The organism is Microbacterium jejuense (genome assembly GCF_039544225.1).
GTDB lineage: Bacteria > Actinomycetota > Actinomycetes > Actinomycetales > Microbacteriaceae > Microbacterium > Microbacterium jejuense.
In genome coordinates this window covers 214,159-230,477 of record NZ_BAABLG010000012.1, presented here as the reverse complement: position 1 = coordinate 230,477, position 16,319 = coordinate 214,159, and the positions used below count along the sequence as shown (strand labels likewise).

Below are 16,319 nucleotides of genomic sequence, written 5' to 3'. Positions count from 1 at the left end.
CGCGCCGGTCGTCAGGACTCGCCCGCGCCGCCCGCGTCGATGACGGGGATGGATGCCAGCAGCCGCCGCGTGTACGACACCTGGGGCTGCAGCAGCACCTTCTCGGTCGGCCCCTCCTCGACGATGCGGCCGTCCTTCATCACGACCACCTCGTCGCACAGGTTCTGCACGACGCCGATGTCGTGCGACACCATGAGCAGCGTGAGCCCGTCGCGGGCCCGCAGCTCGCCGAGCAGCTCGAGCACCTGCGCGCGCACCGTCACATCGAGCGCCGACAGCGGCTCGTCGCCCACGAGCACGCGCGGGCGGTGCACGATCGCGCGCGCGAGCGCGATGCGCTGCCGCTGACCGCCCGAGAACTCGTGCGGGTACCGGCCTGTCATGTCGGCCTCGAGCCCGACGTCGACGAGCACTTCGCGCACGCGCGCACGACGATCCCCGTCGATCCCGAGCGCCCACAGCGGCTCGCCCACGATGCGGCCGACGCTCATGCGCGGGTCGAGCGACGCGTACGGATCCTGGAACACGATGCCGGTCTCACGGCGCAGCCAGTGCAGCGACCGCGCCGAGGCCCGCGCGTCGACGGGCCGGCCGTCGAACTCGACGGTGCCCGAGGAAGGAGCGTCGAGTCCCAGCAGCAGCCGCACGAGCGTCGACTTGCCAGAGCCCGATTCGCCGATGATCCCGACCGACGAGCCCTCGCGCACGTCGATGTCGGCGTCTTCGAGGCCGGTCGTGAAGGCGGTCTTCTCGAACAGGTGCGTCTTGGGCACGGGGTAGCGGCGCGACAGCCCGCGTGCCTGGATCAGCGTCATGAGACACCTCCCGGGCGCCACAGCGTCGCCGTCGCGTCGCGCAGCAGACCGCGGGTGACGGGGGATGCCGGTGCCGTGAGCAGCTGCGACACCGGCGCCTCTTCGACCACGCGCCCGTCTTCGAGCACGACGCCGTGGGTTGCGATCTGCGACAGCACCGCGAGGTCGTGCGTGATGAAGACGAGCGACATGCCGTCGTCGCGCACGAGTCCGCGCAGCAGGTCGAGGATCTCGGCCTGGATCGTCACGTCCAGGGCCGTGGTCGGCTCGTCGGCGATCAGCAGGCGTGGGCGGCAGGCGAGCGCCATTGCGATGGCGACCCGCTGGCGCTGACCGCCCGAGAGCTGGTGCGGGTACCGGCCGACGATGCGCTCGGGGTCGGGGAGGGCCACACGGCGCGCCTCGGCGACCGCCCGGGCGGCGGCATCCCGTCGCGACAGGCCCTCGTGGATCCGCACCGACTCGGCGATCTGCCGGCCGACGGTGCGGATCGGATTGAGCGCGGTGCGCGGCTCCTGGAACACGATGCCGACCTCGTCGCCGCGCAGCTCGGCGAGCTCGCGGTCGCGCAGGCCCAGGATCTCTCGGCCGTTCCAGCGCACGCTGCCCTGCGCCACGGCGCCGTCGGGGAGGAGCCCCAGGATCGCCAGAGCGGTGAGGGACTTGCCCGACCCCGACTCGCCGATGAGGCCGACCCGGGCGCCGTCGGGCACGGCGAACGACACGCCGTCCACGACCCGGCGGCCGTCGATGTCGATCGTGAGGCCCTGCACTTCGAGGCTCATGCGACGACCTCCGGCACGTGCAGCCGCGCACCGCGCGTGGCGAACGGACTGCGCGACAGCGTCGGGTCGGTAGCCTCGCGCAGTGCGTCGCCGAGCAGGTTGAGCCCGAGCACGGTGAACGTGATCGCGAGCCCCGGCCACACCACCGACAGCGGGTGCACCTGGATGTACTGCTGCAGCTGCGCGAGCAGGAGACCCCACGAGGGCTCGGTCACGGGGGCGCCGAATCCGAGGTACGACAGGCCTGCCTCGGCGAGCACCGCGACGGCCATGCCCCACGACAGCTGCACGATGAACACCGGCGCGACGTTGGGCAGCAGGTGGCGCCACAGGTTCTGCGCGGGTGACAGTCCGGCGGCCCGGCCGGCGAGCACGAAGTCGCTGTGCAGCACGCGGCGCAGCTCGGGCCGCGTCACGCGCGCGATGTTGACGCCGAACCCGATGCCGACGGCCCAGATGACCACCCACAGCGACCCGCCCCACACCGCCGAGATCATCATGGCGATCAGCAGCACCGGGAACGCGATCAGGATGTCGACGACGACCGCGACGGACTCGCGCACCCACCGCACCGTCAGGGCGCCGAGTGCGGCCAGCGCGATGCCGATCACGGTGGCGATGAGGCCCGCGCCGACAGCGACGAACACCGTCGTACGCGCCCCCGCCATGAGCAGCGAGAGGATGTCGCGCCCGGTGGCATCGGTGCCGAGCAGGTGCGGCCATCCCGGCGGTGCCCACCGGTTCGCGATGTCGACCTGCTGCGGGTCGAACGGCGTCCAGAACCGCGCGATCAGGGCGGTCAGCGCCACGACGACGACCACGATGAGCCCGAACCGCCCCGTCGACAACCCCCACAGCCGTGCCAGCCAGGCCCAGCGGGAACGGCGCGGGGGAGTCGTGGATGCCGGGGCCCCGGCATCCACCGATCCATCGTGTCCCGGTCCTTTGCCCACGTGTCCCGAAATCGATCGCTCCGCGGCGCTCGGGGCGGTGGAATGCGGGACATGGTCCACGGGCGGTGACCCTGCCGGCCGGTCGTCCGGTGTCAGAGGGGCCGGGGTGCTCATGCCGCCTCCCGCTGCCGGGGGTCGATGATGCGGTGCACGAGGTCGACCACGAAGCCGACGATCAGCACGAAGCCGGTGAGGGCCAGCAGCTCGCCCTGCACCTTGGGGAGGTCGCGCGCGGCGACGTCGGCGACGAGCATGCGCCCGATTCCGGGGAGCGAGAAGAGCTGCTCGATGACCACGGCGCCGACGATGATCCCGGCGACCTGCAGGCCGAGGACCGTGATCACCGACAGGCCGACGACGGGCAGGCCGTGGCGGATCAGCGCCGCGTCGCGGGTGAGGCCCTTGGCTGCGGCGGTGCGCACGAAGTCCTGGCCCACCGCCTGCAGCGTCGCGCTGCGCACGAATCGCAGCAGCATGGCGCCCTCGACGATCCCGATCGTGAGGGCCGGCAGGATGAGGGACTGCAACGCCGCAGCCGGATCGCTCCACCCGGCCCGGGGGAAGCCCTGCGCGGGGAGCCAGCCCAGCCACACCGCGAACACCACGACGAGCATCATGCCCGCCCACACCACCGGCACGGCCGCGAGCGTCTGCGAGCCCACGCTCAGCGCGGTGCCGTCGGCGTGGCCCCGCCGCATCGCCGACAGCACGCCGAGCGGCACGCTGATGACGACGGCGACCAGGAGCGACAGGATGCCCAGCGGCACCGTCACCTGCGCCTTCTGCGCCAGCTCGTCGATGACAGGGGTGCCCGTCAGCAGTGATGTGCCGAGGTCGCCGCGCAGCACGCCGCCGAGCCACTCCAGGTACTGGACCGGCAGTGGGCGGTCCAGGCCCAGGCTCTCGCGGATCGCGGCGATCTGGTCAGGACTGCTGTTGACTCCGCCGATCAGCTGGGCGACGTCGCCAGGCAGCACCCGCAGGGTGAGGAAGATGAGCACGCTGGCCACGAGCAGCCCGAGCAGAAGCAGGGCGAAGCGGGTCAGCGTGTATCGGATCACCCGTTGCTCTTGGCGATGTCGGCGACGTCGAGGCGCTCGTTCACGTTGATCGAGGGCATACCGGTGATGTTAGTGCCGACCGCGACGACAGACGCGCCGTTGTACAGCCAGTCGGCGCCGGCATCCTCGGAGACGATGCGCGCGGCCTGCGACAGCAGGTCGGCGGCCTTGGCCTCGTCGGTCGCGGCCAGCGACTGCGCGTACAGCGACTGCACCTCGGGGTTGTCGTACGTGAAGTAGTAGTCCGGGTCGGCCCAGTTCTCGAAGTCCCGCGCCTCGGTGTGCAGCACGAAGCTCAGCTCGTAGTCGTGGTTGGTGTACACGTCGGTGAGCCACGTCGAGAAGTCCACCGAGTTGACCTCGAGTGTGATGCCGACGGCGTTGAGGTCCGACACCAGGATCTGCGGGATCGTCGTGGAGTAGAAGTTGGGGATCGTGAGCGTCAGCTCGAGGTCCTCTTCGCCGGCCTCCTTGAGGAGCTTCTTGGCCGCGTCGGGATCGTAGGGCGCGACCTCGGACAGGTCGCGGTAGCCCGGGTCGAGCGAGGGGATCGGGCCGTAGAGCGTCTCGCCGGAGGCCATCGCCTCGATGAAGGCGTCGTGGTCGATCGCCTGGCGGATCGCCTGCCGCACGCGCTTGTCGGCCAGCGGGCCCGTGGTCTGGTTGAACGCCAGCGTGCCCTTGTCGGTGGACTTGCCGAGCACGAGCGAGAAGTCGCCGCCCTTCTCGACCTGCTCCTTGAGGTTGGCGTCGAAGCCGGTCACCACGTCGACCTCGCTCGCCAGCGCGGCGTTGAGGGCGGCCTGGTTGTCGGGGATGTAATCGAAGACGACCTCGGCGACCTTGGCCTTGTCGCCCCAGTACGCGTCGTTGCGGGCGAACGTGATGCTGTCGCCCTGCGACCAGTTCTTCAGCACGAACGGGCCCGTGCCGTTCGCCTTCGTCTTGTAGTCGACGGTGTCGCCCTCTTTGAGGATGGTCCCGGCGCGGCCGGTGAGGTTCCACAGCAGGCTGGAATCCGGCTGCGAGAGCGTCAGCGTGACGTTCTGACCGTCCGCCACGATGGTCGACACGTGCGCCAGGGCGCCGCCGATCACCTCGCCCGTCGTCGGGTCGGTCACATCGGCGTCGACCCAGCCCGGCGTGTTCTTGTGCGCGGTCAGCGACGACACGACGTCCTGCGGCGTCAGCGGCTGGCCGTCGTGGAAGGTGACGCCCTCGCGCACCGTGAACGTGTAGGTGAGGCCGTCCGGCGAGACTGTCCAGTCGCTCGCGAGCGACGCGACGATGTCCTGCTCGGGCGTGCGGGCGACCAGGCCCTGGTAGACGTTATCGATCAGGATCTGGTCCAGCGCCGAACCCGCGGTCTGGCGGATGTCGAGGTTGCCCGGCTCGAGCACGAGGCGGATCGCCACCGACGCGTCGGGGTCGGGCTTTCCGGTCGCGGTGGGGGTCGAGCCGCCTCCGCCCGCCGTGCAGGCGGACAGGGCGAGGGCGCCGGCAGCGAGCAGTGCTGCTGCGGCGAGGGCGGTACGGCGGAGCATGGGGGTCCTTTCGGGCGGGGTCCCGAGTGGGGTGCGGGCGTCGGCCGTGAAGTGGGCTCGGCCGTCGCGGGTTACAGCCTAGGGATATCGCGGTGCCCCGCGACAACCCACTACCCGGAACGCAACAGAACTGTGAAGGCTTCCCGCCGCGTCATTCTGCGGCGGCGAGGGCGCGCAGGCGCGTGCCCAGTTCGAGCGGGACGTCCTCTTGCACGTTGTGCCCGGACTCGACCTGGATGAGGGATGCCGCCGGCACCCGCCGCGCGAAGTCCGCGGCATCCGCATCGGTCAGATAGCCCCGTGAGCCCCGGATCAGCGTCGTCGGAGCGGTGACCGCCGCCAGATCCTGCCAGCCGGACTCGCCGAGCACCGCGGCGACGGCGTCCTGCTGCTGCGCCGCCGCGGCAGCCGCCGCAGGATCGGTCGACAGGGCGTTCGCGAGGTGGGCGAAGTGGTGCTTCCACTCGACGCGCCCGTCGGGGCGGACGCGCGAGTTGAAGAACACGCCGCGCGCCGCCTTGCGGCGGGTGCCGCCGCCGAGCCCGAACGAGATCGCCCGGTCGACGAGCTCGTCGCGCGAGGCCCAGTCCACGGGGCCGGCGAAGAACTCCCGGATCTGGCTGGCGCCGCCGTCGGGGTCCAGGCCCGGCGTGATGTCGATCACCACGAGCTCGCGGACGAGATCGGGACGGGATGCCGCCACCGCCGCGGCGGTAAGGCCGCCCAGCGACTGCCCGACGAGCACCTGGGGCGTGTCCGTCCACGCGTCGATGCCCGCCGCGACGTCCGGCGCGAGCACGCGCGCCACGTACGCGAAGTCCTCGCGCCACGAGGAGTCGCCGTGCCCGGGGAGGTCGACCGCGAGGGCGGGGAGCCCGAGCGCGAGGATCGTGGTGTCCCAGGTGTGGGCGTTGAGGCCCGCGCCGTGCAGGAAGGTCACGACCGGCGCCGCGTCCGGCGAACCGGCCGGCGTGTACCGCAGCGCGCTCAGTGCGCGGCCGTCGTCGAGGGTGAGCGTCAGGCGCTCGCCGCGGGGGACGGCGGCGAGGTCGAGCCCGGCCTCTTCGGCCTGCTCCGGGAGGAAAGAGAACTCGTCGATGGGGTCGCTCACCCGCTCATCATGCCTCACCGCCCGTGCACCAGGGCGCGCGGCCGGTGGCCGTGGGTAGTCTGGCGTCATGACGGCAGAACACCGCGTGCACCTCTCGCGGGCGGCGCGACCCGCCTACCAGGCCCTCTCGGCCTTCTCGAAGACGGTGGGCGACATCGCGGCCGAGAACGGCATCGACGACCGCCTCAAAGAGCTCGTGCAGATCCACGCGTCGCAGCTCAACGGCTGCGCGTACTGCGTGCGCGTGCACGTCGAGCGCGCGGTCGCCGCCGGCATCACGGCCGACATCATCGCCCAGCTCGCGGTGTGGCGCGAGTCCGGGGTCTTCACCGATCGCGAGCGGGCCGCGCTCGAGCTCGCCGAGGCGTACGTGTTCATCCACGACGACGGCGTGCCCGACGACGTGTACGACCGCGTCGGAAGCGTGCTGAGCGAGAAGGAGTACGTCGCGCTCAGCTGGATCCTCGTGTCGATCAACGCGTTCAACCGCATCGCGATCGCGGGCCGCTACGGCGTCCCGCCCCGCGACGACCTCGCCGGCGAAGACAAGGACGCCGCGCGGGGCAAGGCCTGGTGACGATCCCGACCTCCGATCCGTCCGGCCCCGCGCCCGACCCGGTCGTCCCCGGCGCCGTCAACCTGCGCGATGTCGGAGGCCTGCGCGCGGGTTCCGCCGTCACACGGCACGGCGTGCTCTTCCGCTCGGGCAACCTGGCGCGCCTGGATCCCACGGGCACGCGGGCGCTCGCCGAGCTGCACCTGCGCCGCATCATCGACCTCCGAGCCGACGACGAGGTGGTGCGGGAGCCGAGCCGCCTGGACGGCGTGGACGTCGTGACGCAGCGGGTGCCGCTGTTCCTCGGGTCGGTCGAGTCGTTCTTCCGCGACGACCTGAGCCTCGACGAGATGTACCGGCACCTCGTCGACGACTCGTCGGGGGGAGTGGTCGACGTCGTGCGGGGCATCCTCGCCGATCAGCCGGTGCTCGTGCACTGCACCGTCGGCAAGGACCGCACCGGCGTCACCGTGGCGCTGACCCTGGCGGCGGCGGGAGTCGACGCCGAGGCCGTCGTGGCCGACTACGCGCGCACCGAGGGGCTGCTGCCCGAGTACCGCAACCGGCGCGTCGTCGAGATGCTGCGGGCGATGCACCCCGAGGCGCAGCACCTCGAAGAGCTCGCGACGCGGTCGCCCGCTCCGGTGATGCGTGCGCTGCTGGACGACGTGACACGACGCTATGGCTCGGCCGCCGAGTACCTCAGCGCACACGGTCTGGCCGGCGACGAGCTCGCCGAGCTGCGCCGCGTGCTGCTGCGGACGACCTGAGGCTGCGGCATCCCTTCGTGTCCCGACATTTCGCGGTGAGGTAAGGCAACCCTTGGTGTGGCGTATCCTGAAGGAGTCATGCCCCACATCTCCCCGTCGCAGCCCGCCGTGCACAACGCCTCCGCGTGCCGTTCGTCGCGCCACACGCGCGTGCAGCACCTGATCACGGCCGACGAGTCGTCGCTGGCCGAGCTCGAGGCCGTGCTCGCGACGCTGCCGATCTGCTCGACAGGTCGCGTGTTCATCGAGATCCCGGATGCCTCGTGGCAGGCCGACATCGTCGCCCCGAGCCGCATGATCGTGACGTGGCTGGACCGCTCGCAGCGTTCCGGCGCGCCGGGCACGGGCCGTGGCTGCGCGTCCGGAGAGGCGCTCTCGCGCGCCGTGACAGCGTGGGCCGACGAGATGCTGTGCGCCGAGGACGACCAGACCCGCATCCACCTGCTGGGCGGCTACCTCGGCACGGCCGACATCGTCGACCACCTCGTGGGCCTCGGCATCGACACCGGTGCGATCCATGCCCCCGAGCAGTACGGCCTGACGCCCGCCCGCTGACCCCCCCGGGTCCCATCGGCCCCGGGTTCCCTTCGGCCTTCGACGAACGAACCGCGGGGGTGGTGCGCCTCGGTACAGTCATGCCCATGACGCAGACCGCCGCCGTGCCCACCGCCTCGTCCGTCGACCCGCGCGATCTGCGCCTGCCGGTCTGGGTGGTCGTGTGGCTCACGATCTCGGCGATCATCCAGACGTACGACGCCTGCTACGTGCTGCTCGGGCCGCTCTCGCACGCCGGTGGCCCGCTCGCCGGCTTCTGGCCGGGCCACGTGTTCTACGGCACGTTCGACCACCGCTACGGCCAGTTCGACGCGTTCGGCAGCGCGCAGAGCTGGGCGAACCTCATCGAGGTGGTCTTCATCGTGTGGGCACTTCTGCACGCCAAGAAGTGGTCGGGCGTCGTCGTCGCCCTGATCGTGACGGTCGCGACGTTCTGGAAGACGGTGATCTACTTCCTCGTCGAGGCGTCCAGCGGCCTGGAGATGACACGACAGTCCCTCGAGCGGGGCGACCTCGTCGGGTTCCTCATGGTCGCGGTGCTGCCGAACCTGTTCTGGATCGTCTTCCCGCTCGCTGTCGTGATCACGCTCGGGCGTCAGGTGTACCGCGTCGGCCGTTCCGCCGCAGCCCGACTCGCCGGGCCCGCTGCCTGAGTCAGACCGCTCCGCGCGGCACGTAGTTGCCGTCTTCGAGGCCGGCCTCGATCTCGAACCGGTTGCGCAGCGGGTCGCGGCCCGCGAGCAGGTACAGCATCGGCATGAGGAAGCCGTACCGCTGCCACTGGCGCTTGTGCACGGCCTCGTGCCGCAGCAGCGCCGGGGTCAGCGTGCCGTCGCCGGTGAGGAAGCATCCGCCCACGCATGAGCCGCCGCGCGGGAACGCCCACGCCGGCATGCCGCGGAACACCCACAGTCCTTCGTGCTGCTCGACCCGGCCGACGCTCCACAGCGACCCCCATACCCAGCCGACGGTGCAGCCGTACCAGTAGCCGACACGGCTGATCTGCGAGTCGAGCAGGAACGACGGGATGAGCCGGTCGATCCGCCGGCCCCGGATGACCGCGCGCTCGGCGGCGGCGCGCCAGCCGGCGGGAGGCCGCGGGATCGGGCTCACGCGAGCACGCCGTTCATGCCAGCGACCCGATCACGCGCAGGATGGCGCCGAGGTCGTCGGTCGCGGCGTCCAGCGAGGCGGGGGAGTACCCGGCGAGGGACGCCCCGACCAGCGGCACCCGCGCGCGCAGCGCCGCGACGGACGCGGTGAGCTCGGCCACGGTGACCCCGAACGGCTCAGGATGGGCGTTGCCGGCGACCTCGGCGGGGTCGAGCGCGTCGATGTCGACGTGGACGTACACGGCGTCGGCGCCGGTCGCGAGCACCGCGTCGGCGAGCGCCTCGGCGTCGCGCAGCGCCTCGACGGTGAGGGCGGAGATGCCGCGCTCGGTCACGACTTCGAGCTCGGGATCGTCGAACGAGCGCGCGCCGCCCACGACCACGCGTTCGGAGGCGACGGTGCCCTCCGGCAGCGACAGTCCGGGTGCGCCGTCGCCGATGACGGCGCGCAGGACCATGCCGGCGAACGCACCGGACGGCGACGAGTCGGGGGAGTTGAGGTCGGGGTGCGCGTCGATCCACACGACGGCGAGCCCGGGCGCGCGACGGGCGGCGTGCGCGATGGGCGCGAGGGCGATGCCGCAGTCGCCGCCGATCGTCAGCACCGCCTCGTCGGGCGCGGCGGCGTGGTGCGCGTCCAGTGCCTCGGCCACGAGCCCGTTCACCCGCTGCAGGGCGCTGAGTCGATGGATGCCGCTGCCCAGCGCCTCTCCGGCCTCCATCGGCACGTCCAGCACCGTGGTGGCCGCTCGCGGCAGGTCGCCGGCGATCGCCTGGGCGCCGTCGATCAGCTGCATCGCCCGCGACGAGGGGCTGCCCTGCCACTGCGGGACCACGAGGTATCGCGTCATCCCCTCATCTTCCCGCAGTCCGGGGCCGCCGGCATCCGATTCCCGCCACGCCCACGGCGAACGCCGGGCAGACGAACGGCGCCGGACCCTCTGGGCCCGGCGCCGCGTCGTTGCGGGACTACTGCTCGATCGAGGCCTGGGCGGGAGCGCCGCCGGTCTTGAGCGCGGCCAGGCGCGCCTCGACCTCGGTCAGCTCGCCGACGTCCTCGAGGGCGTTGAACTGGGCGTCCAGCGTCGAGGCGGCCAGCTCCTGCTTTCCGGCGGCGAGGGCCTCCTGGCGGCGGACCTTGTCTTCGAAGCGGCCGAGCTCGCTCGTCGGGTCGAGGACGTCGATCGACTTGACCGCGTCGTGCACCTTGTTCTGCGCCTCGGCGGTCTTGGCACGCGCGAGCAGTTCGGCACGCTTGGCCTTGAGCTGCTCGAGCTTCTGCTTCATGCCATTGAGGCCGTCCTTGAGCTTGTCGACGACCTCGTTCTGCGTCGCGATGGTCGGCGCGATCGCCTTCGCCTCGTTCTCTTCGCTGATCTGGCGCTGCAGCGCGATCTTGGCGAGGTTGTCGAACTTGTCGGCGTCGGTGGTGTTGCCGGCCTTGCGCAGCTCGTCGGCCTTGCGGCTGGCAGCGAGCGCCTTGTTGCCCCACTCGGCGGCCGCCTGCACGTCCTCCTGGTGGTCGCGCTCGAGCAGGCGCAGGTTGCCGATCGTCTCGGCGATGGCCGACTCGGCGTCGGCGATCGAGTTGGTGTAGTCGCGGACCAGCTGGTCGAGCATCTTCTGCGGGTCCTCGGCGGAGTCGAGGAGCGCGTTGATGTTCGCCTTCATGAGGGTCGAGATGCGACCGAAGATGGACTGCTTCGCCATCGGTTTTCCTTTCATCGGACTTCAGGTCAGGTCGGGTTCGGTGAGGATCGTGGATGCCGCGGCCCCGGCCGCGGGCAGGTCGGGCGTGCGGGTCAGAAGCGCCCACCTCCTCGGCGTGCGCGGGTGCCGCCGCCGCCGAAGCTGCCGGGGCGCATGCCGCCGCCCCCGCCGCGCGAGCCGCCTCCGCCGCCGAACATGCCGCCCATGCCGCCGCCGGACGAGCGTCCGCCGCCGCCGCTGAGCAGCGAGTTGATGACGATGCCGCCCAGCACGGCGCCGAGCATGCCGTTGCCGCCGCCGGACTGGCCGCCGCCGCCCATGCCGCCCATGCCGTCGAACGAGCCGACGTCGTTCTGCGCGAGCTGGATGGCCTGCGCGGCCAGCTGGTCGGCGCGCTGGGCCTGCTGCATGGCCTGCTGCGGGTCCGACGCCTGCAGCGCCTGCGCACGGGCCAGCGACGCCCCAGCCTCGGCGAGCCGCGTGCGTGCGTCGGCGCCGACGGCGCCGCGGCGCGCGGTGATGTAGTCCTCGGCGGCCGACACCTGGGCCTGCGCCTGCATCATGACCTGGCCGACCATCTGGCGCGCGCGCTCGGCCTGGGCCGCGGCATCCCGGACACCCTTCATGAGCGCGTCGATCTGCTCGTTCGCGGCCTCCAGTGTCTGCAGCGCGACCAGCGGCCGCTTGGCGGTGCCGGCGAGCTGCGTGCGAGCGGTCTCGAGCTGCTGCTTCGTGGCGGCCACCACGCCGGCCACGCGGCCGTCGGCGTCCGGCAGCGCCGCGGCCGCGGCGATGTCGCCCTCGAGCTCGGTGACCAGGGCGGCCGCGTTGCGCTCGCCGGCCGCGAGGTCGTCGGCGAGCTTGTCGATCGCGTTCTCGAGGAGCGTGGCCTGGGCGACAGCCTCTTCGGCGGCTCGGATGCCGACCGCGGCCTCGCCGCCGTCGCCCGCGCCGATGGCGGACTGCGCGGCGGTGAGCTGCTCGTCGGCGAACGCGAGCCGCTGCTGCGCCTGCGCCGGGTTGTCGGCGACAGTGGCCAGCGCCTCAGGCGCGTACGAGTCCTGCAGCTCGCGCAGGCGGGCCGTGGCCTGGTCGAGGGATGCCGCGGCCGTCGTCCGCTCGTCCTGCACGCGTCGCAGCGCCTCGGGGGCGTTCTGCTCCAGTTTGCGCAGCTCGTCGAACGCGGCGGCCTTCTCGTCGAGCAGTGTGTTGGCGGCCTCGCACAGTGCGATGATCCGCTCGTTCCAGGCGCGCGTGTCTTCGGGGGCGTCGGGCACCTCGTCGTCGAGCTTCTGCTTGAGGCCGAACGCCTCGTCGAGGCCCTGCTGGGCGCTGGCAAGTGCGGCCTCGAACTCGGTGGTGGCGGCATCCCCGAACTGCGCCTTGGCGAAGCCGAGCTCCTGCGTGCTGGTCTTGAGGGCGTCGTCGGTCTGCACCAGCAGCGACGAGGCGCGCCGTTGCAGCTCCTCGATGCTCACCTGAGGTGCGCCGGCGGGGCCGCCCGCGCCGCCCGTCACGGCGCCCTTCTTGCGACGCCGCAGGAACATCACCAGCAGCACGATCGCGACACCCACGACGACGATGACGAGCAGCCACGTGAACCACGACGACCCGCCGCCGGTGGCATCGCCCGAACCCGCACCCGCGCCCGAGCCGCCGTTCTTGGCGTCGGTGAGGCCGTCGGCGGCGGCATCCACCGCTCCGACCCAGTCGTCGTCGCGCAGTGCGGGCTGGATCTGGGTGTCTTCGATGGTGCCGAGCTGCTCCTCGGTGATCGGACCTGCAGAGTCGCCCGAGAGGTAGAACTGGCGGCCGTCGGTCGCGACGGCGAGCAGGTACTGCGTCCTGCCGAGGCCGTTGTCGTCGGCGGTCTGGTTTGCCCAGTCGGCCGCGTCCGACGGATCCGTGAACTGGTCGACGAAGACGACCCACAGGCCGAGGCCGGTCTCGCCGGTGAACTGCTCGAGACGGTTCTCTGCCGCTGTCTCTTCCGAGGGCGAGAGCACGCCGGCATCGTCGAGCACGTATGCGCTGCCGAGAGTGACCGGGGCCGTGGCCGCCGCTGCTCCGCCGACCGCCGTGACCGCGATGACCGCAGCAGACACGAGCGCTGCCGTCCATCGCAGACGCATCGAAACCCCCTTCGGGACGCCGTCCCTTTTGGGCGAGTCTATTCAGCCGCGCCGACGTGACGGTAGCGCGGTGCCCCTGCTCACGTGTGTGTTCGCCGAGAACGTACGCCCGACCGGGTCGCTCCCGGACCGGCGGGGCATGACCGGGTAGCGTTTCGGCTTCGGAGGACGACGATGGACGATCGCTATGGCGCCGATGTGCTGGCAACCGGATGGAAGGGCCACGGGGTGCGCGAGCTGCCCCGGGTGGCGGCATCCCGAGATCTCGTCGTCGAGGTGGCGGACGACGGATTCTGCGGCGCGGTGGTCGACGTCACCGGCGGCATGGTGGAGCTGGAGGACCGGCGCGGCCGTCGCCGCTTGTTCCCCCTCGGCGCCGGGTTCCTCATCGACGGGCGCGTCGTCGTGCTCGGACCGCCCGCCGCTGCGCCGGTCGTCAAGGGACCGCAGCGCACCGCCTCGGGATCGTACGCCGCGCCCGATGCGCGTGCCCGCACCGCGCGGGCGAGCCGCATCCTCGTCGAGGGCCGGCACGACGCCGAGCTGGTCGAGAAGGTGTGGGGCGACGACCTGCGCGCCGAAGGCGTCGTCGTGGAGTACCTGCAGGGCATCGACCTGCTGGATGCTGCGCTCGAGGAGGAGCCGCCGTCGGCGACCCGCCGCTACGGCGTGCTGGTGGACCATCTCGTGCCCGGCTCCAAAGAGACCCGCATCGCCGACGCCATCGCGCGCGGCCGCCACGGCGCGCACGTGCTCATCGTCGGGCACCCGTGGATCGACGTGTGGCAGTGCGTGACGCCGCGGGCGATGGGCATCGAGCGGTGGCCGGACGTGCCACGGGGGATCGAGTTCAAGGTGGGCGTGTGCCGCGCGCTGGGCTGGCCGGCGCGCGATCAGGCCGACCTCGCGCGGGCGTGGCAGCGCATCCTCTCGCGCGTGACGACGTATCGCGACCTCGAGCCGGCGTTCCTTGGCCGCGTCGAGGAGCTGATCGACTTCGTCACCGCTCCGGCGTGAGGAGGGTGGATGCCGGCGGTCGGGGTGCGCGGCGGGCCGACGCGTCTCGTCTTCGCTCGTTCGTCGCTCCGCGGGGCGACCGGCAACGGGCTCGGTAGCCTGGAGGGGTGACCGAAGCCGCCACGCCCTCTTCTGAACCCCGCACCTTCCGCGACAAGCCGGTGTCGTTCGTCCGCCGCAGCGGCCGCATGTCGGAGGCGCAGGAGCGCGCCTGGACCGAGCTCGCGCCCCGGTACGTGATCGATTCGCCGCGCGACCGTGCGTCGACCAGCATCCGTCCCGGCTCGGCGGTCGACCCCGCCGCGGTGTGGGGGCGCGAGGCGCCGCTCGTCGTCGAGATCGGGTCGGGCCAGGGCCACGCGATCGTGCATGCGGCGACGTCGCGGCCCGAGACGGACTTCCTGGCGATCGAGGTGTTCCGGGCGGGCCTGGCCCGCACGATGCTCGACGCCGATCGCGCCGGCGCCCGCAATCTGCGTCTGGTCGAGGCGAACGCGCCCGAGGTGCTGCAGCACCTGCTGCCGGCGGCATCCATCGATGAGCTGTGGGTGTTCTTCCCTGACCCCTGGCACAAGACCAAGCACAACAAGCGCCGGCTGCTGACGCCCGGGTTCGCGGCGCTCGCGGCCGCCGCGCTCAAGGACGACGGCGTGCTGCGGCTCGCCACCGACTGGGAGGACTACGCGCTGCAGATGCGCGAGGTCATGTCGGAAGCTCCCGACTTCGCGGCGACGTTCGAGGGGGAGTGGGCGCCGCGTTTCGATGGGCGCGTGCTCACGGCGTTCGAGCGCAAGGGCGCCGCGAAGGGACGCGACATCCGCGACCTCTCGTACCGTCGCGCCGCGAGGACATGAGCGGCGCGCCCGGACCGGTGACGGGGCCGGTGCCGCAGCCCGAGGCTGGATCCGCACCGCACCGCCGCGATCCGTGGCGCTTCGTCCGGCCGCTGTCGCACCGCGACTTCCGCATGCTGTTCGGCGCGGTCGTGCTCTCGATCTTCGGCGCCGGCATGTGGGCCGTCGTCATGGTCTACACCGTCATCGGCGCGGGCGGCGGGCCGGTGGAGCTCTCGATCGTGGCTGCCGCGAACGCCGTGGGCCTGCTCGCATGCGCCATCCCCGGCGGCATCGCGGCCGACCGCATCCCGCGCCGGCTCATCCTGCGCGTTGTCGAGCTGCTCAACCTGCTGGCGATCACCTCCGTCGCCGTCGCGGGCGTGTTCGGCGCGGTGACCATCCCGCACCTCGCGATCGTGGCGTTCGTGCTCGGCGCGGGCGCGGGGTTCTTCTTCCCCGCGTACAGTGCGATCCTGCCTCGCATCCTGCCTCCCGCGCAGCTGCTGGCCGCCAACGGCCTGGAGGGCGCGATCCGGCCGGCGCTGCAGCAGGCGGCAGGTCCCGCCGCGGCGGGCGTCATCGTCGCGGCCGTGCTCGCGCCGGCCCACGCGGCATGGGGCGTCGTGGCGGCGCATGCGCTCGCCCTCGTGCTGCTGCTGTTCGTGCGCCCCGAGCCCGCGGCGAGCGCCGACGAGGCCCGCGAGGCGCCCTCGGGCGTGCGCGGCGTGCTGCACGACCTGCGCGAGGCCGTGGGATTCACGGTGCGCACACCATGGCTGCTGTGGACGCTGCTGTTCGCGACCGGCTGGGTGCTCGTGTTCCTCGGGCCCGAAGAGGTGCTGCTGCCGTTCGTGACGCGCGAGCGCATCGGCGAGGACCCGCGCCTGTTCGGCTTCCTGCTCGCCATCTACGGCATCGGCGGCGTGCTCGGGTCGATCGTGGTGTCCTCGCTCAAGCTGCCGCGCCGCTACCTCACGGTGATGATGGGCGTGTGGGGCGTCAGCACGCTTCCGTTCGCGATCGTCGGCATCACGCACGAGTACTGGCTGATGGCGCTGTGCCTGTTCCTCGTCGGATTCGGGTTCAGCTACGGCAACGTCATCTGGGGCACGCTCCTGCAGCGCCGGGTGCCGCGTCACATGCTCGGGCGCATCTCGAGCCTGGACTTCTTCGTCTCGCTGGCCCTCATGCCGCTGTCGATGGCGCTGGCCGGTCCGCTGGCGGCCGTCGTGCCGGTCGAGGCGATCTTCATCGCCGCGGGGGTGATCCCGCTGATCCTCGGCGCGATCGCGTATGCCGTCGCGCGCATGCCGGCTGACGAGCTCGCCCACCCCCTCGACCACTGACCCGCCGCAGGAGCCG

17 protein-coding genes are annotated in these 16,319 nt (G+C 72.0%); 7 read left to right on the top strand and 10 right to left on the bottom strand.

Annotation, left to right across the window (positions count from 1 at the left end; genetic code table 11):
- Window positions 1–11: 11 nt before the first annotated feature.
- The 6 genes from ABEA46_RS18515 to ABEA46_RS18490 form a co-directional block, all read right to left on the bottom strand.
- A complete protein-coding gene (locus ABEA46_RS18515) occupies window positions 12–815 on the bottom strand; it encodes an ABC transporter ATP-binding protein (protein WP_345546648.1) in 804 nt (267 codons plus the stop codon).
- Window positions 812–1,600, bottom strand: coding sequence for an ATP-binding cassette domain-containing protein (locus ABEA46_RS18510; protein WP_345546646.1), 789 nt, complete (start codon window positions 1,598–1,600; stop codon window positions 812–814). Before ABEA46_RS18510 ends, ABEA46_RS18515 begins: the two co-directional genes overlap by 4 nt.
- Window positions 1,597–2,523, bottom strand: coding sequence for an ABC transporter permease (locus ABEA46_RS18505; protein WP_425563220.1), 927 nt, complete (start codon window positions 2,521–2,523; stop codon window positions 1,597–1,599). The genes ABEA46_RS18510 and ABEA46_RS18505 overlap by 4 nt, the downstream gene beginning before the upstream one ends.
- Before the next feature lie 140 nt (window positions 2,524–2,663).
- Window positions 2,664–3,614: an ABC transporter permease gene (locus ABEA46_RS18500; protein ID WP_345546644.1), complete on the bottom strand. Its 951-nt coding sequence runs from the start codon at window positions 3,612–3,614 to the stop codon at window positions 2,664–2,666.
- Window positions 3,611–5,158, bottom strand: coding sequence for an ABC transporter substrate-binding protein (locus ABEA46_RS18495; RefSeq protein WP_345546643.1), 1,548 nt, complete (start codon window positions 5,156–5,158; stop codon window positions 3,611–3,613). The genes ABEA46_RS18500 and ABEA46_RS18495 overlap by 4 nt, the downstream gene beginning before the upstream one ends.
- Window positions 5,159–5,309: 151 nt before the next feature.
- Window positions 5,310–6,269, bottom strand: a complete 960-nt coding sequence (locus ABEA46_RS18490) for an alpha/beta fold hydrolase (RefSeq protein ID WP_345546642.1) — start codon at window positions 6,267–6,269, stop codon at window positions 5,310–5,312.
- 67 nt (window positions 6,270–6,336) lie between these two features.
- On the opposite strand from ABEA46_RS18490, the gene ABEA46_RS18485 reads away from it, so the two are divergent.
- From ABEA46_RS18485 to ABEA46_RS18470, 4 genes are all read left to right on the top strand, one after another.
- Window positions 6,337–6,846 (top strand): carboxymuconolactone decarboxylase family protein, encoded by a 510-nt coding sequence (locus tag ABEA46_RS18485; RefSeq protein WP_345546640.1) that lies wholly within the window; start codon window positions 6,337–6,339, stop codon window positions 6,844–6,846.
- Window positions 6,843–7,595: a tyrosine-protein phosphatase gene (locus tag ABEA46_RS18480; protein WP_425563218.1), complete on the top strand. Its 753-nt coding sequence runs from the start codon at window positions 6,843–6,845 to the stop codon at window positions 7,593–7,595. Before ABEA46_RS18485 ends, ABEA46_RS18480 begins: the two co-directional genes overlap by 4 nt.
- A 78-nt stretch (window positions 7,596–7,673) precedes the next feature.
- Window positions 7,674–8,150 (top strand): SIP domain-containing protein, encoded by a 477-nt coding sequence (locus ABEA46_RS18475; RefSeq protein WP_345546638.1) that lies wholly within the window; start codon window positions 7,674–7,676, stop codon window positions 8,148–8,150.
- An 86-nt stretch (window positions 8,151–8,236) separates the two neighbouring features.
- A complete protein-coding gene (locus ABEA46_RS18470) occupies window positions 8,237–8,803 on the top strand; it encodes a hypothetical protein (protein WP_345546637.1) in 567 nt (188 codons plus the stop codon).
- A gap of 1 nt (window position 8,804) precedes the next feature.
- Here the strand turns inward: ABEA46_RS18470 and ABEA46_RS18465 are convergent, their stop codons facing one another.
- The 4 genes from ABEA46_RS18465 to ABEA46_RS18450 form a co-directional block, all read right to left on the bottom strand.
- Window positions 8,805–9,263 (bottom strand): Fe-S oxidoreductase, encoded by a 459-nt coding sequence (locus tag ABEA46_RS18465; RefSeq protein WP_345546636.1) that lies wholly within the window; start codon window positions 9,261–9,263, stop codon window positions 8,805–8,807.
- 13 nt (window positions 9,264–9,276) lie between these two features.
- Complete coding sequence (locus ABEA46_RS18460; RefSeq protein WP_345546635.1) at window positions 9,277–10,113, bottom strand: arginase family protein; 837 nt, start codon at window positions 10,111–10,113, stop codon at window positions 9,277–9,279.
- Window positions 10,114–10,231: 118 nt separating this feature from the next.
- The gene (locus tag ABEA46_RS18455; RefSeq protein ID WP_345546634.1) at window positions 10,232–10,972 is read right to left on the bottom strand and encodes a PspA/IM30 family protein; all 741 of its coding nucleotides are present in this window, start codon (window positions 10,970–10,972) and stop codon (window positions 10,232–10,234) included.
- A gap of 92 nt (window positions 10,973–11,064) precedes the next feature.
- The gene (locus tag ABEA46_RS18450; protein WP_345546633.1) at window positions 11,065–13,104 is read right to left on the bottom strand and encodes a TPM domain-containing protein; all 2,040 of its coding nucleotides are present in this window, start codon (window positions 13,102–13,104) and stop codon (window positions 11,065–11,067) included.
- A 174-nt stretch (window positions 13,105–13,278) separates the two neighbouring features.
- Between ABEA46_RS18450 and ABEA46_RS18445 the strand changes: the two genes are divergently transcribed.
- The 3 genes from ABEA46_RS18445 to ABEA46_RS18435 all read left to right on the top strand — a co-directional run bounded on the left by ABEA46_RS18445 (window position 13,279) and on the right by ABEA46_RS18435 (window position 16,303).
- Window positions 13,279–14,121 carry a DUF3097 family protein gene (locus ABEA46_RS18445; RefSeq protein ID WP_345546631.1) on the top strand — a complete coding sequence of 281 codons (843 nt, stop codon included), beginning with the start codon at window positions 13,279–13,281 and terminating at the stop codon, window positions 14,119–14,121.
- Between the two features lie 188 nt (window positions 14,122–14,309).
- Entirely contained in the window at window positions 14,310–14,975 is a 666-nt protein-coding gene (trmB, locus tag ABEA46_RS18440) for a tRNA (guanosine(46)-N7)-methyltransferase TrmB (RefSeq protein ID WP_345546808.1), read from the top strand.
- Window positions 14,972–16,303: an MFS transporter gene (locus ABEA46_RS18435; protein ID WP_345546629.1), complete on the top strand. Its 1,332-nt coding sequence runs from the start codon at window positions 14,972–14,974 to the stop codon at window positions 16,301–16,303. Before trmB ends, ABEA46_RS18435 begins: the two co-directional genes overlap by 4 nt.
- Window positions 16,304–16,319: the final 16 nt, after the last annotated feature.